At 72.4% G+C, this 22,213-nt stretch carries 20 protein-coding genes and 1 tRNA gene; 16 read left to right on the top strand and 5 right to left on the bottom strand.

Annotated features, from left to right (window positions below; all coding sequences use genetic code 11):
* Positions 1-9: 9 nt before the first annotated feature.
* Positions 10-2,427: an SCO7613 C-terminal domain-containing membrane protein gene (locus tag QA802_RS08890; protein ID WP_443042082.1), complete on the bottom strand. Its 2,418-nt coding sequence runs from the start codon at positions 2,425-2,427 to the stop codon at positions 10-12.
* A 67-nt stretch (positions 2,428-2,494) separates the two neighbouring features.
* Between QA802_RS08890 and QA802_RS08885 the strand changes: the two genes are divergently transcribed.
* Entirely contained in the window at positions 2,495-2,941 is a 447-nt protein-coding gene (locus QA802_RS08885; protein ID WP_334519690.1) for an SRPBCC family protein, read from the top strand.
* Positions 2,942-2,980: 39 nt separating this feature from the next.
* Positions 2,981-3,052 (top strand) — tRNA-Val (locus tag QA802_RS08880).
* Between the two features lie 96 nt (positions 3,053-3,148).
* On the opposite strand, the gene QA802_RS08875 is transcribed toward QA802_RS08880, so the two are convergent.
* A complete protein-coding gene (locus QA802_RS08875; RefSeq protein ID WP_319166078.1) occupies positions 3,149-3,874 on the bottom strand; it encodes a 3'-5' exonuclease in 726 nt (241 codons plus the stop codon).
* A 168-nt stretch (positions 3,875-4,042) separates the two neighbouring features.
* Here QA802_RS08875 and QA802_RS08870 point away from each other — a divergent pair, with 168 nt between their 5' ends.
* The 3 genes from QA802_RS08870 (at position 4,043) to thrS (ending at position 7,913) form a co-directional block, all read left to right on the top strand.
* Positions 4,043-4,609: a DUF4365 domain-containing protein gene (locus QA802_RS08870; protein ID WP_319166077.1), complete on the top strand. Its 567-nt coding sequence runs from the start codon at positions 4,043-4,045 to the stop codon at positions 4,607-4,609.
* A complete protein-coding gene (locus tag QA802_RS08865) occupies positions 4,606-5,820 on the top strand; it encodes a hypothetical protein (RefSeq protein ID WP_334519685.1) in 1,215 nt (404 codons plus the stop codon). The genes QA802_RS08870 and QA802_RS08865 overlap by 4 nt, the downstream gene beginning before the upstream one ends.
* A 116-nt stretch (positions 5,821-5,936) precedes the next feature.
* Entirely contained in the window at positions 5,937-7,913 is a 1,977-nt protein-coding gene (gene thrS / locus QA802_RS08860; RefSeq protein WP_334519682.1) for a threonine--tRNA ligase, read from the top strand.
* 45 nt (positions 7,914-7,958) lie between these two features.
* Here the strand turns inward: thrS and QA802_RS08855 are convergent, their stop codons facing one another.
* The gene (locus QA802_RS08855) at positions 7,959-8,648 is read right to left on the bottom strand and encodes a potassium channel family protein (protein ID WP_319166075.1); all 690 of its coding nucleotides are present in this window, start codon (positions 8,646-8,648) and stop codon (positions 7,959-7,961) included.
* A 67-nt stretch (positions 8,649-8,715) separates the two neighbouring features.
* Between QA802_RS08855 and QA802_RS08850 the strand changes: the two genes are divergently transcribed.
* Positions 8,716-9,276 carry an HIT family protein gene (locus tag QA802_RS08850; protein WP_334519678.1) on the top strand — a complete coding sequence of 187 codons (561 nt, stop codon included), beginning with the start codon at positions 8,716-8,718 and terminating at the stop codon, positions 9,274-9,276.
* Positions 9,277-9,414: 138 nt separating this feature from the next.
* On the opposite strand, the gene QA802_RS08845 is transcribed toward QA802_RS08850, so the two are convergent.
* Positions 9,415-11,076, bottom strand: a complete 1,662-nt coding sequence (locus tag QA802_RS08845) for an AbeC-like domain-containing protein (protein WP_334519675.1) — start codon at positions 11,074-11,076, stop codon at positions 9,415-9,417.
* A 197-nt stretch (positions 11,077-11,273) separates the two neighbouring features.
* Entirely contained in the window at positions 11,274-13,469 is a 2,196-nt protein-coding gene (locus QA802_RS08840; protein WP_334519672.1) for an elongation factor G-like protein EF-G2, read from the bottom strand.
* Between the two features lie 233 nt (positions 13,470-13,702).
* On the opposite strand from QA802_RS08840, the gene pgsA reads away from it, so the two are divergent.
* The 10 genes from pgsA to ruvB all read left to right on the top strand — a co-directional run bounded on the left by pgsA (position 13,703) and on the right by ruvB (position 22,164).
* Positions 13,703-14,476, top strand: coding sequence for a phosphatidylinositol phosphate synthase (gene pgsA / locus QA802_RS08835; protein ID WP_334534428.1), 774 nt, complete (start codon positions 13,703-13,705; stop codon positions 14,474-14,476).
* Positions 14,473-15,450, top strand: coding sequence for a phosphatidylinositol mannoside acyltransferase (locus QA802_RS08830; protein ID WP_334519669.1), 978 nt, complete (start codon positions 14,473-14,475; stop codon positions 15,448-15,450). The genes pgsA and QA802_RS08830 overlap by 4 nt, the downstream gene beginning before the upstream one ends.
* Positions 15,447-16,616, top strand: coding sequence for a glycosyltransferase family 4 protein (locus QA802_RS08825; RefSeq protein WP_334519664.1), 1,170 nt, complete (start codon positions 15,447-15,449; stop codon positions 16,614-16,616). The genes QA802_RS08830 and QA802_RS08825 overlap by 4 nt, the downstream gene beginning before the upstream one ends.
* Positions 16,617-16,658: 42 nt before the next feature.
* A complete protein-coding gene (locus QA802_RS08820) occupies positions 16,659-17,210 on the top strand; it encodes a LemA family protein (RefSeq protein ID WP_334519661.1) in 552 nt (183 codons plus the stop codon).
* Between the two features lie 170 nt (positions 17,211-17,380).
* The gene (gene pdxS / locus QA802_RS08815; protein ID WP_057580365.1) at positions 17,381-18,292 is read left to right on the top strand and encodes a pyridoxal 5'-phosphate synthase lyase subunit PdxS; all 912 of its coding nucleotides are present in this window, start codon (positions 17,381-17,383) and stop codon (positions 18,290-18,292) included.
* A 6-nt stretch (positions 18,293-18,298) separates the two neighbouring features.
* The gene (gene pdxT / locus QA802_RS08810) at positions 18,299-18,910 is read left to right on the top strand and encodes a pyridoxal 5'-phosphate synthase glutaminase subunit PdxT (RefSeq protein ID WP_334519658.1); all 612 of its coding nucleotides are present in this window, start codon (positions 18,299-18,301) and stop codon (positions 18,908-18,910) included.
* A 74-nt stretch (positions 18,911-18,984) separates the two neighbouring features.
* Positions 18,985-19,737, top strand: coding sequence for a YebC/PmpR family DNA-binding transcriptional regulator (locus QA802_RS08805; protein WP_028806682.1), 753 nt, complete (start codon positions 18,985-18,987; stop codon positions 19,735-19,737).
* Between the two features lie 171 nt (positions 19,738-19,908).
* Complete coding sequence (gene ruvC / locus QA802_RS08800) at positions 19,909-20,478, top strand: crossover junction endodeoxyribonuclease RuvC (protein ID WP_334519655.1); 570 nt, start codon at positions 19,909-19,911, stop codon at positions 20,476-20,478.
* The gene (gene ruvA / locus QA802_RS08795) at positions 20,475-21,080 is read left to right on the top strand and encodes a Holliday junction branch migration protein RuvA (RefSeq protein ID WP_319166066.1); all 606 of its coding nucleotides are present in this window, start codon (positions 20,475-20,477) and stop codon (positions 21,078-21,080) included. The genes ruvC and ruvA overlap by 4 nt, the downstream gene beginning before the upstream one ends.
* A gap of 10 nt (positions 21,081-21,090) precedes the next feature.
* Entirely contained in the window at positions 21,091-22,164 is a 1,074-nt protein-coding gene (gene ruvB / locus QA802_RS08790; protein WP_334519651.1) for a Holliday junction branch migration DNA helicase RuvB, read from the top strand.
* Positions 22,165-22,213: the final 49 nt, after the last annotated feature.

The following is a 22,213-nucleotide window of genomic DNA, read 5'->3' as shown; positions in this document are numbered from 1 at the left end:
GACACCGGCCTAGTGCATACGGTCCAGCACCTCCCGCACCCGCCGGACGTCCCGCAGTCGCTGCTCGTACGTCGCACCGAGGGCGAGCAGCAGCAGTCCGGCGAGGGCGGGAGGCACCCAGCGGGGCAGCGCGTCGCCCACCTGGGCGAGATACGGCGCGAGTTGGTGCAGCGCGTCCAGCGTGAGCACCGCGCCGCCCAGCACGAGCGGTGCCTGGAGCCGGTGCCGGACGCCCAGCAGGGTGAGCGTCAGGGCGGCCGCGCCCAGCAGCAGGGGGCGGACCCACTCCGGGTCGTACCAGGCGACGGCGAGGCTGGGCACAAGGGTGGCGGCGAGCCCGGGGCCGTACGCCGTCCAGGACGAGGCCTGCGGGTCCGCGCGCCGGCGCAGAACGCCCACGAAGAGCGCCAGGACCGTCACCGGCAGGGTGTACGCCTCAGGCGTGTCCACCCGCCAGTCGGCCAGCCGCACCCACGAGGCCAGGACGAAGAGCACCGCCGCCACGTGAGCGGCCACGCGACGGTCCGGACGGACGGCTGTGCCCGCGGCGATCACCGCGCACAGCGACAGCACCAGGGCGAGCAGGGGCAGGTCGAACACCGCGAGCCCGATGGCGACGAGGCCCGCGACGGCGCCCGTCGCCTCCACCGCGAGCGTGGTGGCCGCGTCGCCGGTCCGGGGCGCGACCAGCGCCGCGACGGCCGGGACCAGCAGCACCAGCAGCGCGATGTGCTCCGGCCGCCAGCCGGCGGCGGCGCCCGCCGCGCAGGCCAGGGCCGTGGCGTAGCCCAGGGAGGCGGCCGCGGTCACCGGCACCGAGCGCCCGCGCCGTGCGGCTGCCGCGCACACCACGGTGAGCGAGCCGAGCACGGTGAGCGTGGCGGGCTCGGCGGCCAGCGAGAGGAACGCGAGACCGAGGGACGAGCCCAGGGCGAGCGCGGTGGCCGTCCGCGACGCCGGCGCCAGCAGGGCCAACGTCAGCAGACCCTGCACCGACAGGCCGACGACGTACGGGAGTTGGAGGGCCGCCGGGGTGACGAGCACCGCGGCCCACGTCAGTGTCAGCGCGGCGGTCCGTGCCTGGGCCCGCCACTCCTCGTCGCGGACCGCCGCCGCCGTGACCGCGGCGACCGCGAGGAGGACGAGGGGGACCGCGACGGCGTACGGCGGCCAGAACGCGTCGGTCGCCGCCGCGGCCCGGGCGTCGGCGGGAGCGCCGGACCACACCCGCCCGAGCCACGGGACCGGCCCGAGCAGCGCGACGCCGACGGCCGGCACCGACCACAGCACCGCGCCCGCCTGCACGGCGCCGGAGGCCCAGAAGAAGCCCCGGCGCACCGCATTCGAACCCCGGGGCCCGGCCAACAGTGCGATGCCGCAGGCCAGATAGGCGGGCACCGCCCAGTCGCCGGGCAGCGACGCCCGCAGGACCCCGCCCAGGCCGACGACCGCGCACAGCGCGCCGACCGCCGCCGTGCCCGTCGCGAGGCCGGCCCCCGGGGCGAACCGGGTCACCGCCAGGGCGATCGCCGCCGCGAGGGCGAGGAGCGCCGCGGCCCGTGCCGCATCGCCCGGAGCGGTCGCGTCCACCGAGAGCAGGCCCGCCGTCAGCACGCCCCAGCCACCCGTCGCGGCCGCGCACACCACGGCGGCGAGACGCACCGCTCGCTCGGACGCCCGCAGCGCGACCGCCGCGTCGAAGGCGGCCGTCAGCAGCACCGCGACCGTGATCGTACGCGGACCCCCGTCGGCCGACACCGACCACAGCGGCAGCACGAGTTGAGCAGCCGTCAGGGCGGCGGGGCGGGGGAGTCGCGGCGTGGCCGAGCCCGGCAGCGCGGCGAGGGCCGTGCCGTACCCCGCCCACAGTGCCGCGAGCACGGTGAAGGTGACCGCCGCGTACGTCGTCCCGTCCGCCGCCGGGAACGCGGCCTCGTGCAGCGCGTACGCGTCCAGCAAGGTCAGCGCCAGACCCAGGCCCGCGACCGCCTCGGCGGTCGAACGCAGCCGCCGCCGCAGCAGCGCCACGGGTGCGCCCAGCACCGCCAGGGTGACCGCGCCCAGCACCGCGGAGCGGCCCACGATCCCGAGATGACCCCAGCTGACCAGGGTGAACACCATCGCCGCGACGGTGAGCAGGATGCCGCCGAGCAGCAGGAGAACGTTCTGTACGCCGGGGGCGGTGGCCTCAGGCGGGGCGACCGGAACCCGGGGCTCCGACGGGCCCGGCAGGACCGGGGCGGTCGGCTGGACCGAGCCCGCCGCCGTCTGCTGCAGGGCGGCGACCAGCCAGGCCCGGCGGGTCAGCAACTGAGCCCGTCGGGCGTCCAGTCGCCACAGCTCCGCGTCGAGCAACCGCAGCTCGTCGGCCGGGGGCGGAATATGCGTCATGCCTGGGAGTGTGGCTCGCGTCACGTGAACGGGCATGAGCGCACGTACTCAGGGACCTACTCAGATACAGCCGGCCGCCCCCCTGGACGGGCACACTCGGCCCATGGACTGGACCCGCTACCGCTTTCGCAGCCTGTGGCCGCTGGACGCGCCGCCCACGCGCGTGTACGACGTGCTGGAGCGAGCCGAGGACTACCCGCGCTGGTGGCCCCAGGTGCGCGAGGTGAACCGGATCGACGACACGACCGGCGTCATCCGCATCCGCTCCCTCCTCCCGTACGACATGACATTCACCGCGCGTGAGGTGCGGCGCGACCCCGCGGCCGGGATCCTTCAGACCGCGCTGTCGGGCGACATCGACGGGTGGGCGCGCTGGACCGTCACCGCCGACGGCGCCGGCAGCCTCGCCCGCTACGACCAGGCCGTCGAGGTGAACAAGCCACTGCTGAGACGGTTCGCCGTGCCGGGGCGGCCGGTGTTCCGGCTGAACCACCGACTGATGATGCGGGCCGGGCGCCGCGGCCTGACCGCGTACCTGGAAGCGGTTTGAAGGAAGCCCGCGGAGCCCTGTATTGTTCGGTGCGTTCCCGGGCGATTAGCTCAGTGGGAGAGCGCTTCGTTCACACCGAAGAGGTCACTGGTTCGAACCCAGTATCGCCCACCGGGAGAGGCCGGTCCGCATCGAGCGGACCGGCTTTTTCGTGCCCGGAGGCAGGCCGGACGACGCGCCTCGCCGCACCGGCCCCGGGGCGGGCGCCTACGCCGCTGCCGGCATCTCGGGCCGCAGCGGCCACGACGTGTCCACCGTCTCCGGCGAGCCGCTGCGCGCGAACCACGCCTGGAGCCCCCGCGCCTGAGCGGCGTGCCAGGACGTCTGCAGGGCGTGCAGCTCGGCCGGGGACAGGCGCTCCAGCCGGGCGGCGAACCGGCGCCCTACCGCGCGGACGACCTCCAGCGCGGCGAGGGCGTCGGCCGCCGCGTCGTGCGCCTCCGCCAACGTCACGTCGTAGTGCGCGCACAGGTCGGTGAGCGTGCGACGCCCCTTGCGGTAGCGGTCCAGCTGCTTGTCCAGGACCCGCGGGTCCAGCACCCGCAGCGGCGTCGCGTCCAGCCAGTGGCCCAGCGACGAGGCCCGGTGCCTGCGCAGCTCGCGGTCGAGCAGCGTCAGGTCGAACGGCGCGTTCATCACCACCAACGGGCGGCCCGCGGCGGCCTGTTCGGTGAGCAGCTGGGCTATCTCGAACATCACCGGCGCCGGCCAGCGGCCGTTGCGCTGCAGATGCTCGTCCGTCAGTCCGTGCACCTCCGTCGCCCCCGCGGGCACCGGCACGCCCGGGTTCACCAGCCACCGGCTGACCCGCGGCCGCGCCCCCGGCGCATCCTGGACGACGAGGGCGGCCGACACGATCCGGTCGGTCTCCACGTCGACACCCGTCGTCTCCGTGTCAAAGGAGGCCAGAGGGCCCTCGTACCAGTACGTCATACCAATCCAACCCCTCGTTCAGCCACGGCAGCTGACGCACCGTCTTCTGCCAGTTTGGTGATACCCGGGCTGTTTGCGCCGTACGCCGGAAGGACACAACACGAGTACGGGTCTTTGCAGTTCAGCGGCCCGTCACGGGGAACGGGTCTGCGGGGAAGGCTGTTGGTCATGGCGATAGCGCAGCCCGAGCGGAGCGGGCTGCTGCCCGAGCGCGCGGGCGTCGAACGCGGCACGCTCGCCACCACCGCCTGCATGGAGACACTGCAGGTGGGCTATCTGCACGCCGTCGCGGCCGCCGCGGGATGCTCGCTGTCCCAGCCCTTCCCCGACAACGGCATCGACTGGCACGTCAGCCACAGCGCCCCCGGCCACACCGTCGACGACGAGGTCACCATCAAGGTGCAGCTGAAGGCCACCTACCAGGTGCGGCCCGACCCGCCAGGCCACTCCTTCTCCTTCACCCTCGACAACGACCACCTGCGCAAGCTCGCCCGCACCCCCGTCACGGTGCACAAGATCCTGGTCGTCATGATCGTTCCCCGGGCGCGGGAACAGTGGTTGCGGGCCGGCCACGACCGCCTCGACCTGCGGCACTGCTGCTACTGGGTCAATCTCGCCGGCCACCCGATCACCGGCCGGACCCGCACCACCGTGCGGATACCGACCGCACGCATCTTCGACGACCGGGCGCTGTGCGAGATCATGACGCGAGCCGGGACGGGAGGCAGACCGTGACCCACCGCCCCCTGGACGAGCGCCTGCGGCCGGTGCGGCCGCACCCCGAGGCCCACTGGAACCGGCACCCCGAGACCGCCGAGGTCGACCCGGCCGTCCTCGGTGCCCTGCTGCGCCGGCACGGCTGGCAGCGGCGCGGCGGCGCGACCGGACGTTACGGCCGCTGGACCCCGCCCGGCCCCGGCGGCGCGGCGACCAGCCTGCTCGTGCCGGAGAGCCGGGCCTTTCCCGACAGCGACGACCTGCTGGGCGAGGCGCTCCTGGCGCTGGCCCGCAGCGGCACGCCCTCCGCCCGCGAGGTGCTCCTCGGGCTCGCCGTGCCCAGCGACGAGATCCGCTGGTGGCGGGACGCGCCGGCCGGGCCCGCCGGGGCCGCCTCCTGGGCCGTCGAGGAACAGCTGCGAGGCGCGGTCCGCCAGATGCTGCTGGCCGGCGCCCTCGCCACGCGCGCGCGTGCCGGCTACTACGGGGCCCGGCACCGGCGCGCCGCCCTCGCGACGCTGGACGGCGTCCTCGTGGGCTCCGCGGCCGGTGGGCGTCGCCTGACGGCCTTCGCGCCGGTCGCCGGCGCCCGCCCGCTCGCCGTCCGGCTGCACCAGGCCCTGTACGCCGTGCGGGAGGCCATCGACTACCAGCGGGCGGCCGGCGCCATGGACGCCTTCGACGGCGCGGTGGAGGCGGGCGCCAGCCGCGAGCTGACCGAGGCGCTGATCACCCTCGTGCGGGGGACCCAGGGCGCCCGGATCGCCGTCGAGTGGGCGCCCGCGGCCGGCGTCCCCGAGGACTGCGCCCCCGGCGGCGAACCGGTCGAGTTCTCGCCCGGCGACCTGCCCGTGCTGCGCGAGGCGGGCGCCCGCTATCTGCGCGAGGAGCCCTCCGTGCCGGTGCGGATCACCGGCACGGTGGTCCGGATGCGCAGGTCGGGGCCGCGCGGCGAGGGCAGCGTACGACTGCGGGTACTGGCCGGCGCCGAGATCCCGCACGTCCGGCTGACCCTCGACGAGGAGGACTACCGCATCGCCGGGCAGGCCCATCTGGTGGGGCTGCCGGTGCGGGTGCGCGGCCGGCTGGAGAGCCGGGGCGGGTTCCGCAGGGTCACCGGCGCGTGCGGGGTCGTCCCCGTGCAGGTGGACGAGGAGGAGCGGGACCGTCTGCTGAAGTCCCTCCAGGAGAACGTCGACTTCTTCGAGGAGGCCTGCGGCGGGGAGTAGCGCCCGGCCGGGCGGCGAGGGCTGATTTCGCGGTCGGCGGGTGCGGGTCGGTACGATCCCCTATTGCGCGCGCCCACGGTACGGCGCCCGCATCCGCCTTCAGTCAGGAGAGACCGGTGTCAGACGTCCGTGTGATCATCCAACGCGATTCCGAGCGGGAAGAGCGCACGGTGACGACGGGCACCACGGCCGCCGACCTCTTCGCCGGCGAGCGCTCGATCGTCGCCGCGCGCGTGGCCGGCGAGCTCAGGGACCTGGCGTACGTGCTGCGGGACGGCGAAGAGGTCGAAGGCGTCGAGATCTCCTCCGAGGACGGTCTGAACATCCTGCGCCACTCCACCGCGCACGTGATGGCCCAGGCCGTGCAGGAGCTCTTCCCGGAAGCCAAGCTGGGCATCGGCCCGCCGGTCAAGGACGGCTTCTACTACGACTTCGACGTCGAGAAGCCGTTCACGCCCGAGGATCTCAAGGCCGTCGAGAAGAAGATGCAGGAGATCCAGAAGCGGGGCCAGCGCTTCTCCCGCCGTGTGGTCACCGACGAAGCGGCCCGTGAGGAGCTCGCCGACGAGCCGTACAAGCTGGAGCTGATCGGCCTCAAGGGCTCGGCCTCCTCCGACGACGGCGCGGATGTCGAGGTCGGCGCCGGCGAGCTGACGATCTACGACAACCTCGACGCGAAGACCGGCGACCTGTGCTGGAAGGACCTCTGCCGCGGTCCCCACCTGCCCACCACCCGCAACATCCCGGCGTTCAAGCTGATGCGCAACGCGGCCGCCTACTGGCGCGGCAGCGAGAAGAACCCGATGCTCCAGCGGATCTACGGCACCGCGTGGCCGACCAAGGACGAGCTGAAGGCACACCTCGACTTCCTCGCCGAGGCCGAGAAGCGCGACCACCGCAAGCTGGGCTCCGAACTCGACCTGTTCTCCATCCCGGAGCAGATCGGCTCCGGCCTCGCGGTCTTCCACCCCAAGGGCGGCGTCGTGCGCCGGGTCATGGAGGACTACTCGCGCCGCCGCCACGAGGAGGAGGGCTACGAGTTCGTCTACACCCCGCACGCGACGAAGGGGAAGCTCTTCGAGCAGTCCGGGCACCTGGACTGGTACGCCGACGGCATGTACCCGCCCATGCAGCTCGACGAGGGCGTGGACTACTACCTCAAGCCCATGAACTGCCCGATGCACAACCTGATCTTCGACGCGCGCGGCCGCTCCTACCGCGAACTGCCGCTGCGCCTCTTCGAGTTCGGGACCGTGTACCGGTACGAGAAGTCGGGCGTCGTGCACGGCCTGACCCGCGCGCGCGGCTTCACCCAGGACGACGCGCACATCTACTGCACCCGCGAGCAGATGGCGGAGGAGCTCGACAAGACGCTCACCTTCGTCCTCGGCCTGCTGCGCGACTACGGCCTGACCGACTTCTACCTGGAGCTGTCCACCAAGGACCCGGAGAAGTTCGTCGGCTCGGACGACGTCTGGGAGGAGGCGACCGAGACGCTGCGCCAGGTCGCCGAGAAGCAGGGCCTGCCCCTGGTCCCGGACCCGGGCGGCGCCGCCTTCTACGGCCCCAAGATCTCCGTCCAGACGAAGGACGCCATCGGCCGCACCTGGCAGATGTCGACCATCCAGCTCGACTTCAACCTGCCGGAGCGCTTCGAGCTCGAGTACACCTCGCCCGACGGCTCCAAGCAGCGGCCGGTCATGATCCACCGGGCCCTGTTCGGGTCGATCGAACGGTTCTTCGCGGTGCTCCTGGAGCACTACGCGGGCGCCTTCCCCGCGTGGCTGGCCCCGGTGCAGGCGATCGGCATCCCGATCGGCGACACGCACGTCGACTACCTGGAGAAGTTCGCCGCGGCCGCCAGGAAGCAGGGGCTGCGGGTCGACGTCGACTCCTCCTCCGACCGGATGCAGAAGAAGATCCGCAACGCCCAGAAGCAGAAGGTGCCCTTCATGGTCATCGCGGGCGACGAGGACATGGCTGGCGGTTCGGTGTCCTTCCGCTACCGCGACGGCTCCCAGGAGAACGGCATCCCGTTCGACGAGGCCATCGCGAAGATCGCGAAGGTCGTCGAGGAGCGTACGCAGGTCTGACGTCGTGCCGCTCTGACGTCGTGCCGCGCGGGGCCCCCGGGGAGTTCACCTCGGGGGCCCTTCGCCGTCCCCGGGGCCCGCGGGACCGCGGTCGCTCCCGCGGTCGTCCTGCGAGAACACCTGGATCAGCCAGGACGAGAACGACCCGGTGACCGCGCCCAGCAGGGCCAGCCCGCACGCCATCATCCCGACCGCGATCAGCCGTCCGCGCACGGTGACGGGGGTGATGTCGCCGTAGCCGACGGTGGTGAGCGTCTCGCAGGTCCACCAGAGGGCGTCGCCGAAGGTCTTCATGTTCGCGCCCGGCGCTCCGCGTTCCTGGCTGTACACGGCGAGCGCGCCGGCGAAGCCGAGCAGTCCCGTGGACAGCCCGGCATAGGTGATCACGCGCGCGTGCAGCGACAACCGGGGCTGCCCGTGCCGGCGCTGCACGGCCTCGTAGAGCTTGACGATCCGCAGCGGGCGCAGCAGGGGGAGCACGACCACCAGTCCGTCCAGCCAGTGGGTGCGCACGAAGCGCAGCCGTTGACCGCTGAGCCTCCAGCGCACCCCGTAGTCCGCGGCGAACATCGCCCACGCGGCCAGCATCACGGTGAAGCAGAGGTCCCGCCAGCCGTCCGTGATGTCCCGGGCGAGGACGTGGATCGCGTAGCCGACGAGGAAGGCCAGGGAAACCAGTGCGAGGGGCACCTCGGTGCGCTGTTCCCAGCGGGCCAGGCGGCTGTCTTCGTCCATCGGCCCAGCTTGGCTCGCACCGTTCGTGCGCGAACCCCGCCGACACGCCGCGAACGGGCGAAGCCATATGCTGCCTTGCATGACGAGTGAGCCGGAGCAGCAGATCGGAGTGGGGACGCAGGACGCGTTCCAGCGCCTGTGGACGCCCCACCGGATGGCCTACATCCAGGGCGAGAACAAGCCGACCGGCCCCGGCGCCGGAGACGGCTGTCCGTTCTGCTCGATCCCGGCGAAGTCCGACGAGGACGGCCTGGTCGTCCGGCGCGGGGAGCACGTGTACGCGGTGCTGAACCTGTACCCGTACAACGGCGGCCATCTGATGACCGTGCCCTACCGTCATGTGGCCGACTACACCGACCTGACCGGGCCGGAGACCGCCGAGCTCGGCGAGCTGACCAAGCAGGCGATGACGGCCCTGCGTCTCGCGTCCGGCGCGCAGGGCTTCAACATCGGCATGAACCAGGGCGCCGTCGCGGGCGCCGGGATCGCCGCGCACCTGCACCAGCACATCGTGCCCCGCTGGGGCGGCGACACGAACTTCATGCCGGTGGTCGGGCACACGCGCGTACTGCCGCAACTGCTGGCGGACACGAGGAAAATGCTGGCAGAGGCCTGGCCGACGGCCTGACACAGGTGACTGTGTCAGCCCGTTCGGCGTTTGAGGACGAGGCCCCTTCAGGGCCGACAGCGGGGGTCTGGGGGTGCAGCCCCTGGGGACGCCCACCCCACCCCACCGCCCGCACGAATCCGGCCGACCGCCGGAGGCCTACGCGTCGTAGCTGTCCGCCTTCCTCGGCGCCACGTCCTGGACCGCACCGCTCAGGATCGACGACCGCGAGGTGAACTTCTCGATGTTCACGTCGTGCTCCTTGAGCACCTTGAGCGCCGCCGAGTGCACCACGCGCAGCACCGGGGTGGCCGCCCGCAGGGCGTCGTCGGCCATGAAGCGGTGACGCCAGGGCTGGTCCGCCCAGGCGTGCCGCAGGCCGAAGGGCTCGGGCAGGCCGATCGAGCCGCCGAGCCACTTCAGCAGCGGCGGGTACCAGCTGATCGTGGCGCGCGCTGCCACCCGGACCACCTCGTCGGCGGTGACCAGCGGCAGCTTGACCGTCCGGGTCTCCCAGAACCGGACGCTCTTGGCGACTTCCTTGGTCGGGGCCTCGGGCTTGGTGGTGAAGAGGCCGTTCACCGGGCCCAGGGCGTGCCCGGTGACCTCGATGCGCAGCGTCTCGTGCAGCACCGTCACCGTGATCAGCATCGTGATGATCAACTGGCCGTCCCACAGCGGCCACTGAACGCCCAGGTAGTGCCGGTCACCGCCGCCGAACTGCTGGTTGTTGCAGATGTCCTCTATCGCCCGCGGCTTGACCTGGTACGCCTCGACGTCGGTGCCCTCCGGCCGCGCGACCGCCTTGGCGTTCTCGCCGACCGGGGTGACGATCCAGTGCCGGACCGTGGGCGCAGGGAAACCGCCGGTCTTCAGGCTCTGCCGGTTGAGCACCGACAACTGGTCGTGGATGGCGCGCACGACGGTCCAGCTGCGGAACTCGTGGACGCCCTTGTTCGGGTCGCTCGGCACCAGCTCCTCGGCCAGGTGCCAGGCCCCCCACCGCGTGCCCATGCCGAGTATGCCCTTGGGGCCGGCGTAGAAGACCGAGTTGGACTGCTGCTCCGCGCTGAGCCTGGCCAGGGACTGCCGCAGCTGCTCCGCCGCCGTCTGGTTCGGGCTGGTCGGCACGGCCTCGGGGACCTTGGCGCCGACGCTCCCGCCGGACAGCAGACTGTCCCAGCGCTCCCGAAGGTCGATCGCGGTGCCCTCGCAGATCCGCTTGGCCAGGAACCAGCCGACCACGGGCGCCACGACGCACCCGCGCGCATACCACCCCACGACGCCGGTGAACGGCATCTTCACCAGGAACAGCACGGCGAGCGCGCCCATGGCGACGAGCAGACCGGTGCCGAGGCCGGAGACCCGCTTGTCGTCCAGCTTCCCCATGCTCGCCCGCAGTTGGAAGACCAGCAGCCACACCAGCAGGCCGGGCAGGAACAGCACACCGCACAGCAGCATGACGCCGGTCAGCTTCTGGTCGCGTTCCCGGCGGATGCGGTTGGCGGCGAGGCAGTGCTCGACGACCACCTGCGGCTCGCTGCCGAACGACTGGATGAGCGGCTTGCGGCCGACGCCCAGCATGCGGTCGATCACCGCCTGCGAGAACGCCTCGCCGAGGTTGGGCCGGAAGATCCGGGCCCAGCTGCGGCCGCCGTTGACCGCCGTCTGATGCCACTCGTTGTCGGCCTTCTTGATGTCCTCGACCGGGTCGTCCCGGTAGGCCGCCGACGCCAGGCCGAACGTCGGCGTCTGCCCCCCGTCGCCCTGTTGCGGCACCTGCGGTCCGAAGATGTCCGCGTAACCGCTGCCAACGGTCATTCCCGCCCCCGATCGCCGCTGCTCTCGCTTCTGCGGCTTTCCCGACTTCCGTGCTCCGCACACCTGTTGATCAGGTCATCAGCGTATCGGCAGGGGCCGACATCCGTCGGCGGACGGCCGAAGCCGCCCACCGAAGCGGAAGAATTCCCTCCGTGCGGTGCCGCACCGGCCACTTGGGACCGGTACGGCACCAACCGTCAGCCTGCCTCCGCCCGTTGGCGTACCTTCTCGGCGACCTGCGGCGGCATCGGCTCGTGCCGGGCGTACGCGCGGTGGAAGCGGGCCGTGCCGTGCGAGAGGGAGCGCAGATCGACCGCGTACCGGCCGATCTCGATCTCCGGCACCTCGGCCCGCACGAGCGTGCGGCTCCCGCTGGTCTGCTCGGTGCCCAGCACGCGTCCGCGGCGGCCCGACAGGTCGCTCATCACGGGGCCCACGTACTCGTCGCCCACCAGCACGGACACCTCGGCCACCGGTTCCAGCAGATGGATCCTCGCGTCGGCCGCCGCCTCCCTGAGGGCCAGCGCGCCGGCTGTCTGGAAAGCCGCGTCGGAGGAGTCCACCGAGTGCGCCTTGCCGTCCAGCAGCGTGATCCGCACGTCCACCAACGGATGCCCCGCGGCCACTCCCTTGGCCGCCTGCGCCCGGACGCCCTTCTCGACGGACGGGATGAACTGCCGCGGCACCGAACCGCCGACGACCCGGTCCACGAACTCGATGCCCGAGCCGCCCGGCAGTGGCTCCACCTCGATCTCGCAGACGGCGTACTGGCCGTGCCCGCCGGACTGCTTCACATGCCGCCCGCGCCCGGCGGACTTCGCCGCGAACGTCTCCCGCAGGGACACCTGGTGCGGGACGACGTCGACCTGGACGCCGTAACGGGAGCGCAGCCGTTCGAGCGCGACGTCCGCGTGCGCCTCGCCCAGGCACCACAGCACCACCTGGTGGGTGTGCTGGTTGTGCTCCAGGCGCATCGTGGGGTCCTCGGCGACCAGTCGGCCCAGGCCCTGCGAGAGCTTGTCCTCGTCGGCCTTGCTGTGGGCCCGGATGGCCAGCGGGAGCAGCGGGTCCGGCATCTGCCAGGGCTCCATCAGGAGCGGATCGTCCTTGGCGGAGAGGGTGTCGCCGGTCTCCGCGCGGCCGAGTTTCGCCACGCACGCGAGGTCGCCCGCGATGCAGTGGGTCAGGGGCCGCTGTTGTTTTCCGAACGGCGCGGACAGGGCGCCGACGCGCTCGTCGACGTCGTGGTCCTCGTGACCGCGGTCGGCGAGGCCGTGCCCGGAGACGTGGACGGTCTCGTCGGGGTGCAGGGTCCCGGAGAACACGCGGACCAGCGAGACCCGGCCGACGTAGGGGTCGGAGGAGGTCTTCACGACCTCCGCGACCAGCGGACCTTCCGGATCGCACGGCTTCAGCTCCCGTGGCCGGCCGTCGACCGTGGTCACGAGCGGCGCCTCGCGTTCCAGCGGCGTCGGGAAGCCCCTGGTGACCAGTTCCAGGAGTTCGACCGTGCCGAGGCCCTGCCGGGCGCCCTCGGCGGCGGGGGCGGCCGCGAGGACGGGGAAGAACGCGCCGCGCGCGACGGCCCGCTCCAGGTCGTCGATCAGCGTCTTGACGTCGATCTGCTCGCCGCCGAGATACCGGTCCATGAGGGTCTCGTCCTCGCTCTCGGCGATGATCCCCTCGATCAGCCGGTTGCGGGCCTCCTCCATGGCCGCCAGCCGGCCCTCGTCCGGCTCGGACTCCTTGCGTTCGCCGAAGGAGTAGTCGAACAGCGTCCGGGACAGCAGTCCGGTCAGCCCGGTCACCGGCGCGTGCCCGTCGGGCCCCTCGGGCCCGCGTATGGGCAGGTACAGCGGCAGGACCGCGTCCGGGTCGTCCGCGCCGAAGGCGTCCGCGCAGATCCGCGTCATCTCCTCGAAGTCCGCGCGGGCGGCCTCCAGGTGCGTGACGACGATCGCGCGGGGCATGCCGACCGCCGCGCACTCCTCCCAGACCATGCGCGTCGACCCGTCCACGCCGTCCGCCGCCGAGACGACGAAGAGGGCCGCGTCCGCGGCGCGCAGACCGGCCCTGAGCTCCCCCACGAAGTCGGCGTATCCGGGGGTGTCGAGGAGATTGACCTTGATGCCGTCGAAGGTGACGGGCACCAGCGAGAGCTGCACCGAGCGCTGCTGCCGGTGCTCGATCTCGTCGTAGTCGGAGACGGTGCCGCCGTCCTCCACGCGGCCCGCCCGGTTCACTGCTCCCGCGGTCAGCGCGAGAGCTTCCACCAATGTCGTCTTGCCCGATCCGCAGTGGCCGACCAGCACCACATTCCGTACGGACGCGGGTCGGTCGGCCGCCGTAGCCCTGCCGGCGGCTCCGGGGTGTGCGTTCGCCTTGTCGCCCATTTCCTTGCCTCCCGTGCACGGTGAGGTCACTGGGGGCGCGGGCACCACGGCCCCGCGTGCGATGGCGGCTCCGGCGACGCCCGCGGTCCTTCGAGCTTTCCACTCCCGTCACGGCGCGTCCATACGACGGACACGACCCGCCTGCGTCCCGGCCGAGTCCTGGACACTGTGCGGCCGTGACACGGAGGCGGGGCCGGGTGCCCGGCCGTCGCCCGCACACGCGCGTGGCTACGATGGGCCAGCCGGCGACCAGCAGGGGCCGCACGGCGACACCGACCCTCGGGAAGGCCATGCTGAACAAGTACGCGCGTGCATTCTTCACGCGTGTCCTCACACCGTTCGCCGCGTTTCTCATCCGCCGGGGCGTGAGCCCCGACACGGTCACGCTCCTCGGCACCGCCGGCGTGATCTCGGGCGCGCTGGTCTTCTACCCCAGGGGCGAGTTCTTCTGGGGCACGATCGTGATCACGCTCTTCGTGTTCTCCGACCTCGTCGACGGCAACATGGCCCGCCAGCTCGGCCGTACCAGCCGCTGGGGCGCCTTCCTGGACTCCACGCTCGACCGGGTCGCCGACGGCGCGATCTTCGGCGGCTTCGCGCTCTGGTACGCGGGACACGGCGACGACAACGCGCTGTGCGCCGTCTCGATCTTCTGTCTGGCCAGCGGCCAGGTGGTGTCGTACACGAAGGCCCGCGGCGAGTCGATCGGCCTGCCGGTCGCCGTCAACGGGCTGGTGGAGCGCGCTGAGCGCCTGGTGATCTCGCTGGTCGCGGCGGGTCTCGCGGGTCTGCACACGTTCGGCGTGCCCGGCATCCAGGTGCTGCTGCCGATCGCGCTGTGGATCGTCGCCGTCGGCAGCCTCGTCACGCTGATCCAGCGCGTCGTCACGGTCCGCCGGGAATCCGCCGAGGCGGAGCAGGCGGCCGCGACCGACGCCGCGGACGTCGCGGAGCGGGCGGACGAGGCGCGCGGCAGCGGGGCCCGGGGGAGCGAGGCCGCGAAGTGAGCGCCCAGGAGCGTCTCACGGACGCGCTGTTCGGTCTCGGCTGGAGCGCCGTGAAGAGACTCCCCGAGCCCGTCGCCGTGCGCCTCGGCCGCACCGTCGCCGACCTCGCGTGGAAACGGCGCGGGAAGGGCGTGCTGCGGCTGGAGAGCAACTACGCGCGCGTGGTGCCGGACGCGAGCCCGGAGCGCCTGGCCGAACTCTCACGCGCGGGGATGCGCTCCTATCTGCGGTACTGGATGGAGTCCTTCCGCCTGCCGGCCTGGAGCGCCGAGCGCGTCGCCGACGGCTTCGACCCCGAGGGCCTGCACCATCTGAGGGACGGTATCGCCTCGGACCGGGGCGTCATCCTCGCGCTGCCGCACATGGGCAACTGGGATCTGGCCGGCGCCTGGGTCACCACGAGACTGCGCACACCGTTCACCACCGTCGCCGAACGACTCAAGCCCGAGACGCTGTACGACCGGTTCGTCGCCTACCGGGAGGGGCTCGGCATGGAGGTGCTGCCGCACACCGGCGGCTCCGCGTTCGGCACCCTGGCCCGGCGGCTGCGCGACGGCGGCCTCGTCTGCCTGGTCGCCGAGCGCGATCTGTCCGCCTCCGGCGTCGAGGTGACGTTCTTCGGGGACACCGCCCGGATGCCCGCCGGCCCCGCCCTGCTCGCCCAGCAGACCGGCGCGCTGCTGCTGCCCGTCACGCTCTGGTACGACGACTCGCCCGTCATGCAGGGCCGGGTCCATCCGCCGATCGAGGTACCCGGCACAGGCACCCGGGCCGAGAAGACGTCTGTCATGACACAGGCGCTGGCCGACGCCTTCGCCACCGGCATCGCCGACCACCCTGAGGACTGGCACATGCTGCAGAGACTGTGGGTCGCGGACCTGGAACCACGCCCGACTCGACCTCACCCGACGGAACCCGGCCCGACGGAACTCCGCGCGACGGAACCCCGCCCGTCGGACGGGGCGCCCGCGTGAGAATCGGCATCGTCTGCCCGTACTCCTGGGACGTTCCCGGCGGCGTGCAGTTCCACGTCCGCGACCTCGCCGAGTACTTCATCCGGCTCGGCCACGAGGTGTCCGTCCTCGCCCCGGCCGACGACGACACCCCGCTGCCGCCCTACGTCGTCTCGGCCGGCCGTGCGGTTCCCGTGCCGTACAACGGCTCCGTGGCCCGGCTCAACTTCGGCTTCCTGTCCGCCGCGCGCGTACGGCGCTGGCTCCACGACGGCGCGTTCGACGTCGTCCACATCCACGAGCCGACCTCGCCCTCGCTCGGCCTGCTGACCTGCTGGGCGGCCTCCGGCCCGATCGTGGCGACCTTCCACACGTCCAACCCGCGCTCGCGGGCCATGATCGCCGCGTACTCCATCCTCCAGGCCGCCCTGGAGAAGATCAGCGCGCGGATCGCCGTCAGCGAGTACGCCCGGCGGACGCTGGTGGAGCACCTCGGCGGCGACGCGGTGGTCATCCCCAACGGCGTCGACGTCGACTTCTTCGCCAAGGCCGAGCCCAACCCCGAGTGGCAGGGCGGCACCATCGGCTTCGTCGGACGCATCGACGAGCCCCGCAAGGGCCTGCCGGTGCTGATGCGCGCCCTGCCGAAGATCTTCGCCGAACGCCCGGACGCACGGCTGCTGGTCGCCGGCCGCGGCGACGAGAAGGAGGCCGTGGAGAGCCTGCCGAAGGAACTGCACACGCGCGTGGAGTTCCTCGGCATGGTCAGCGACGAGGACAAGGCGCGCTTCCTGCGCAGCGTCGACCTCTACATCGCGCCCAACACCGGCGGCGAGAGCTTCGGCATCATCCTTGTCGAGGCCATGTCGGCCGGGGCCCCCGTGCTCGCCTCCGACCTCGACGCCTTCGCCCAGGTCCTCGACCAGGGAGCGGCGGGCGAGCTGTTCGCCAACGAGGACGCGGACGCGCTGGCCGCCGCGGCGGTACGGCTCCTGGGCGACCCGGAACGCCGGGAGGAGCTGAGCGAGCGGGGCAGCGCGCATGTGCGGCGCTTCGACTGGTCGACCGTCGGCGCGGACATCCTGTCGGTCTACGAGACGGTGACGGCGGGAGCGGCGGCGGTCGCGGCCGATGACGAACGGGGCCCGACGGGCCTGCGGGCCCGGCTCGGACTGGCCCGGGACTGACCCGCCCCGCCGCCGCGGGGCTCACGGGTAGCCTTGCCGCCCGTGACCGCAACCCTGATCTGGATCCTGGTCGTCCTCGTCGCGATCGGCCTCTACCTGAGCTGGACGGCGGGACGGCTCGACCGGCTGCACGCCCGCATCGACGCCGCCCGCGCCGCGCTCGACGCGCAGCTGCTGCGCCGCGCGTCGGTGGCCCAGGAACTGGCCACGTCCCACGTCCTCGACCCGGCCGCCTCCATCGTCCTGTACGAGGCCGCGCACGCCGCCCGGCAGGCCGAGGAGGAGCAGCGCGAGGTCGCCGAGAGCGAGCTCAGCCAGGCCCTGCGGGCCGTCTTCGCGGACGTCCAGCAGCTCGAGGTCGTGCGCGAGGCTCCCGGCGGGGAGGAGGCGGCCCGCGAGCTCACGGCGGCCGTCCGCCGCGTCCCCATGGCCCGGCGCTTCCACAACGACGCGGTGGGCGCCGTCCGCAGACTGCGCGAGCACCGCAAGGTGCGCTGGTTCCGCCTGGCCGGCCACGCCCCGTTCCCGATGGCCTTCGAGATGGACGACGAACCCCCGTCCGCCCTGGCCGCCCTGGCCGACCGGGCCGCCTGACCGGGGACCCACCGCGCCTCTCGGGCGGCGCGACGGCACGCGTGCGTGCGGCTCCTGCGGCACCGCCCGGGAAAAGGATCCACCGGCTGTCCATTGGCCCTTGCTGTGGACTGGTCCATTCGCGTTTCCTCAGTGCCGAAGAATCCTCTTTTCGACTAGTGAGGTCACCCGTGTCCAGCACGATCTCCGAAAACCAGACCCCCGAGACCGGCACCGCGCGCGTGAAGCGCGGCATGGCCGAGCAGCTCAAGGGCGGCGTGATCATGGACGTCGTCACGCCGGAGCAGGCGAAGATCGCCGAGGATGCGGGCGCCGTCGCCGTCATGGCGCTGGAGCGGGTCCCGGCCGACATCCGCAAGGACGGCGGCGTCGCCCGGATGTCCGACCCCGACATGATCGAGGGCATCATCGAGGCCGTGTCCATCCCGGTCATGGCCAAGTCCCGGATCGGCCACTTCGTCGAGGCCCAGGTCCTGCAGTCGCTCGGCGTCGACTACATCGACGAGTCCGAGGTCCTCACCCCGGCCGACGAGGTCAACCACAGCGACAAGTTCGCGTTCACGACCCCGTTCGTCTGCGGCGCCACCAACCTGGGCGAGGCCCTGCGCCGCATCGCCGAGGGCGCCGCGATGATCCGCTCCAAGGGCGAGGCCGGCACCGGCAACGTCGTCGAGGCCGTGCGCCACCTGCGGCAGATCAAGAACGAGATCGCCCGGCTGCGCGGCTACGACAACAACGAGCTGTACGCCGCCGCCAAGGACCTGCGTGCCCCCTACGAGCTGGTCAAGGAGGTCGCCGAGCTCGGCAAGCTCCCGGTCGTGCTGTTCTCCGCCGGCGGCGTCGCCACCCCGGCGGACGCAGCGCTGATGCGCCAGCTCGGCGCCGAGGGCGTCTTCGTCGGCTCCGGCATCTTCAAGTCCGGCGACCCGGCCAAGCGTGCCGCCGCCATCGTGAAGGCCACCACCTTCTACGACGACCCGAAGATCATCGCGGACGCGTCCCGCAACCTGGGCGAGGCCATGGTCGGCATCAACTGCGACACCCTCCCCGAGGCCGAGCGCTACGCCAACCGCGGCTGGTAGCACCTCATGAGCGACAAAGCCCCTGTCATCGGCGTCCTGGCCCTCCAGGGCGACGTACGGGAGCACCTCGTCGCCCTGGCCGCGGCCGACGCCGTGGCCAGGGCGGTGCGGCGCCCCGAGGAACTCGCCGAGGTCGACGGCCTCGTCATACCCGGCGGGGAGTCCACGACCATCTCCAAGCTCGCCGTCCTCTTCGGCGTGATGGAGCCCCTCCGCGCGCGCGTGCGGGACGGAATGCCCGTGTACGGCACCTGCGCGGGCATGATCATGCTCGCCGACAAGATCCTCGACCCGCGTTCGGGCCAGGAGACCGTCGGCGGCATCGACATGATCGTGCGCCGCAACGCCTTCGGCCGTCAGAACGAGTCCTTCGAGGCCACGGTGGACGTCGATGGCGTGGCGGGCCCTCCCGTGGAGGGCGTGTTCATCCGTGCTCCCTGGGTCGAGTCCGTGGGCGCCCGCGCCGAGGTGCTCGCCGAGCACGACGGTCACATCGTCGCGGTCCGCCAGGGCAACGCGCTCGCCACCTCGTTCCACCCGGAGCTGACCGGCGACCACCGGGTGCACGCCCTGTTCGTCGACATGGTGCGCGCGAACCGGGGGGCGGCGTCCTTGTAGGATCTGGGGGTCCCCTCAGGCTCCGCAGGCCCGGGGAGTTCGTCCAGGTTGGGTTACGCGAAGGAGACAGGCAGATGTCCGGCCACTCTAAATGGGCTACGACGAAGCACAAGAAGGCCGTGATCGACGCCAAGCGCGGCAAGCTCTTCGCGAAGATGATCAAGAACATCGAGGTCGCGGCCCGTACCGGTGGCGCGGACGTGTCCGGCAACCCGACGCTGTTCGACGCCATCCAGAAGGCCAAGAAGAGCTCGGTCCCGAACAAGAACATCGACTCCGCGGTGAAGCGCGGCGCCGGTCTCGAGGCCGGCGGCGCCGACTACGAGACGATCATGTACGAGGGCTACGGCCCGAACGGCGTCGCGGTCCTCATCGAGTGCCTCACCGACAACCGCAACCGCGCCGCCTCCGACGTCCGCGTCGCCATGACCCGCAACGGCGGCTCCATGGCCGACCCGGGCTCGGTGTCGTACCTCTTCAACCGCAAGGGCGTCGTCATCGTCCCCAAGGGCGAGCTGGCCGAGGACGACGTCCTCGGTGCCGTGCTCGACGCGGGCGCCGAAGAGGTCAACGACCTCGGTGAGACCTTCGAGGTCCTCTCCGAGGCCACCGACCTGGTCGCGGTCCGCACCGCGCTCCAGGAGGCCGGCATCGACTACGACTCCGCCGAGGCCAACTTCGTCCCGACCATGCAGGTCGAGCTCGACGAGGACGGCGCGCGGAAGATCTTCAAGCTGATCGACGCGCTCGAGGACAGCGACGACGTACAGAACGTCTTCGCCAACTTCGACGTCAGCGACGAGGTCATGGAGAAGGTCGACGCCTGAGCCTGCGCTCGCCTGCGTCTTCGAACGGGCCGACGGGACACCCCCGTCGGCCCGTCGCGTTGCGCGGCGGGCACCGGGGCGTGTGCCGGCAGCCGTTGTCGGTGGCACCCGATAGCCTGCACGAACTGGGGGCGTCCCGGGTCGGGCCGGGAAGAGTGAAGGAGAGCGGGCGTGCGCGTACTCGGGGTGGACCCCGGACTGACGCGGTGCGGTGTCGGCGTCGTCGAGGGAGTCGCGGGCCGGCCCCTCACCATGCTCGGTGTGGGAGTCGTACGGACGTCCGCCGACGCCGAGTTGGGGCAGCGCCTCGTCGCCGTCGAGCAGGGCATCGAAGCCTGGCTGGACGAACACCGGCCCGAATACGTCGCCGTGGAACGGGTGTTCAGCCAGCACAACGTGCGCACGGTGATGGGCACCGCGCAGGCCAGCGCCGTCGCCATGCTGTGCGCCGCCCGCCGGGGCATCCCCGTCGCCCTGCACACCCCCAGCGAGGTCAAGGCCGCCGTCACCGGCAGCGGTCGGGCGGACAAGGCCCAGGTCGGCGCCATGGTCACCCGCCTGCTGCGACTCGACGCGCCCCCGAAACCGGCCGACGCCGCCGACGCCCTCGCGCTCGCGATCTGCCACATCTGGCGCGCCCCCGCGCAGAACCGACTCCAGCAGGCGATCGCCCGGCACACCGCCGAGACGCCCGCCCGCTCCGCCACCGCACCGATGACACCGAAAGGCCGTACGGCATGATCGCCTTCGTCAGCGGCACCGTCGCCGCACTCGCCCCGGACACAGCGGTGGTCGAGGTGGGCGGCGTCGGCATGGCCGTCCAGTGCTCGCCGAACACGCTGTCCACGCTCCGGCTCGGAAAACCGGCCAAGCTCGCCACCTCCCTCGTCGTACGGGAGGACTCGCTCACCCTCTACGGCTTCGTGGACGACGACGAGCGCCAGGTCTTCGAACTGCTGCAGACCGCCAGTGGCGTCGGCCCCCGGCTCGCCCAGGCCATGCTGGCGGTCCACGCCCCGGACGCCCTGCGTCGCGCGGTGGCCACCGGAGACGAGAAGGCGCTGATCGCCGTCCCCGGCATCGGCAAGAGGGGCGCGCAGAAACTGCTGCTGGAGCTCAAGGACCGGCTCGGCGAGCCGATCGGCGCCCCCGCCGTCGGCGCGCCGGTCACCAGCGGCTGGCGCGACCAGCTGCACGCCGCCCTGATCGGCCTCGGCTATGCCACCCGCGAGGCCGACGAGGCGGTCGCCGCCGTCACCCCGCAGGCCGAGGCCGCCGGCGGTGCGCCCCAGGTGGGCCGGCTGCTGAAGGCCGCCCTGCAGACCCTGAACCGCGCCCGCTAGGAGAACGTCAGTGAACTGGGACGACATGACCGAGGAGACCGCCGCCGAGGAGCGGCTGGTGGGCTCGGTCGCCGACCGGGAGGACCAGGCCGTCGAGGCCGCCCTGCGCCCCAAGGACCTCGGCGAGTTCATCGGTCAGGAGAAGGTCCGCGAGCAGCTCGACCTCGTCCTGCGGGCCGCCCGCGCGCGGGGCGCGACCGCCGACCACGTGCTGCTCTCCGGAGCCCCCGGCCTCGGCAAGACCACCCTGTCGATGATCATCGCCGCGGAGATGGGCGCCCCGATCCGCATCACCTCCGGCCCCGCCATCCAGCACGCCGGCGACCTCGCCGCGGTCCTCTCCTCGCTCCAGGAGGGCGAGGTCCTCTTCCTCGACGAGATCCACCGGATGTCCCGGCCCGCCGAGGAGATGCTGTACATGGCGATGGAGGACTTCCGCGTCGACGTCATCGTCGGCAAGGGCCCCGGCGCCACCGCCATCCCCCTCGAACTGCCTCCCTTCACCCTCGTCGGCGCCACCACGCGCGCGGGTCTGCTGCCGCCCCCGCTGCGCGACCGCTTCGGATTCACCGCGCACATGGAGTTCTACGAGCCCGGCGAGCTGCGCCGCGTCATCCACCGTTCGGCCGACCTCCTCGACGTCGAGATCGACGTCGAGGGAGCGGCGGAGATCGCCGGCCGCTCCCGCGGCACGCCCCGCATCGCCAACCGTCTGCTGCGTCGCGTCCGCGACTACGCGCAGGTCAAGGCCGACGGAAGGGTCACCCGCGAGATCGCCGCGGCGGCGCTGAAGGTCTACGAGGTGGACGAACGGGGGCTGGACCGCCTGGACCGGGGGGTCCTGGAAGCCCTGCTGAAACTGTTCGGTGGCGGCCCGGTCGGCCTGTCCACGCTCGCCGTCGCCGTGGGGGAGGAGCGTGAGACCGTGGAGGAAGTGGCCGAACCCTTCCTCGTCCGGGAGGGCCTGCTCGCCCGCACCCCGCGCGGCCGGGTGGCGACCCCGGCCGCCTGGACGCATCTCGGCCTCACCCCGCCCCGGGCCCCGGGACAGGGAAGCGGCCAGCAGGACCTGTTCGGGACGTGACGCCGGGGGCTTCGGCGAGGACATTGGCCGGGTCCGGAACCCAGGTGCC

It is taken from the genome of Streptomyces sp. B21-105, from assembly GCF_036898465.1.
Lineage (GTDB): Bacteria > Actinomycetota > Actinomycetes > Streptomycetales > Streptomycetaceae > Streptomyces.
Note: the sequence above shows the minus strand (reverse complement) of the source record. Positions and strands in the feature narration are given on the sequence as shown.

What these genes read in the sequence shown, in the direction of transcription:
- QA802_RS08855 (WP_319166075.1), bottom strand. Translation starts at nt 8,648, where the DNA reads ATGGACGAAGACAGCCGCCTGGCCCGCTGGGAACAGCGCACCGAGGTG.
- QA802_RS08885 (WP_334519690.1), top strand. Translation starts at nt 2,495, where the DNA reads ATGGACTGGACCCGCTACCGCTTTCGCAGCCTGTGGCCGCTGGACGCG.
- QA802_RS08850 (WP_334519678.1), top strand. Translation starts at nt 8,716, where the DNA reads ATGCTGCCTTGCATGACGAGTGAGCCGGAGCAGCAGATCGGAGTGGGG.
- ruvA (WP_319166066.1), top strand. Translation starts at nt 20,475, where the DNA reads ATGATCGCCTTCGTCAGCGGCACCGTCGCCGCACTCGCCCCGGACACA.
- QA802_RS08890 (WP_443042082.1), bottom strand. Translation starts at nt 2,427, where the DNA reads ATGCCCGTTCACGTGACGCGAGCCACACTCCCAGGCATGACGCATATT.
- QA802_RS08875 (WP_319166078.1), bottom strand. Translation starts at nt 3,874, where the DNA reads ATGACGTACTGGTACGAGGGCCCTCTGGCCTCCTTTGACACGGAGACG.
- QA802_RS08845 (WP_334519675.1), bottom strand. Translation starts at nt 11,076, where the DNA reads ATGACCGTTGGCAGCGGTTACGCGGACATCTTCGGACCGCAGGTGCCG.
- QA802_RS08840 (WP_334519672.1), bottom strand. Translation starts at nt 13,469, where the DNA reads ATGGGCGACAAGGCGAACGCACACCCCGGAGCCGCCGGCAGGGCTACG.
- QA802_RS08805 (WP_028806682.1), top strand. Translation starts at nt 18,985, where the DNA reads ATGTCCGGCCACTCTAAATGGGCTACGACGAAGCACAAGAAGGCCGTG.
- pdxT (WP_334519658.1), top strand. Translation starts at nt 18,299, where the DNA reads ATGAGCGACAAAGCCCCTGTCATCGGCGTCCTGGCCCTCCAGGGCGAC.
- QA802_RS08870 (WP_319166077.1), top strand. Translation starts at nt 4,043, where the DNA reads ATGGCGATAGCGCAGCCCGAGCGGAGCGGGCTGCTGCCCGAGCGCGCG.
- pgsA (WP_334534428.1), top strand. Translation starts at nt 13,703, where the DNA reads ATGGGCCAGCCGGCGACCAGCAGGGGCCGCACGGCGACACCGACCCTC.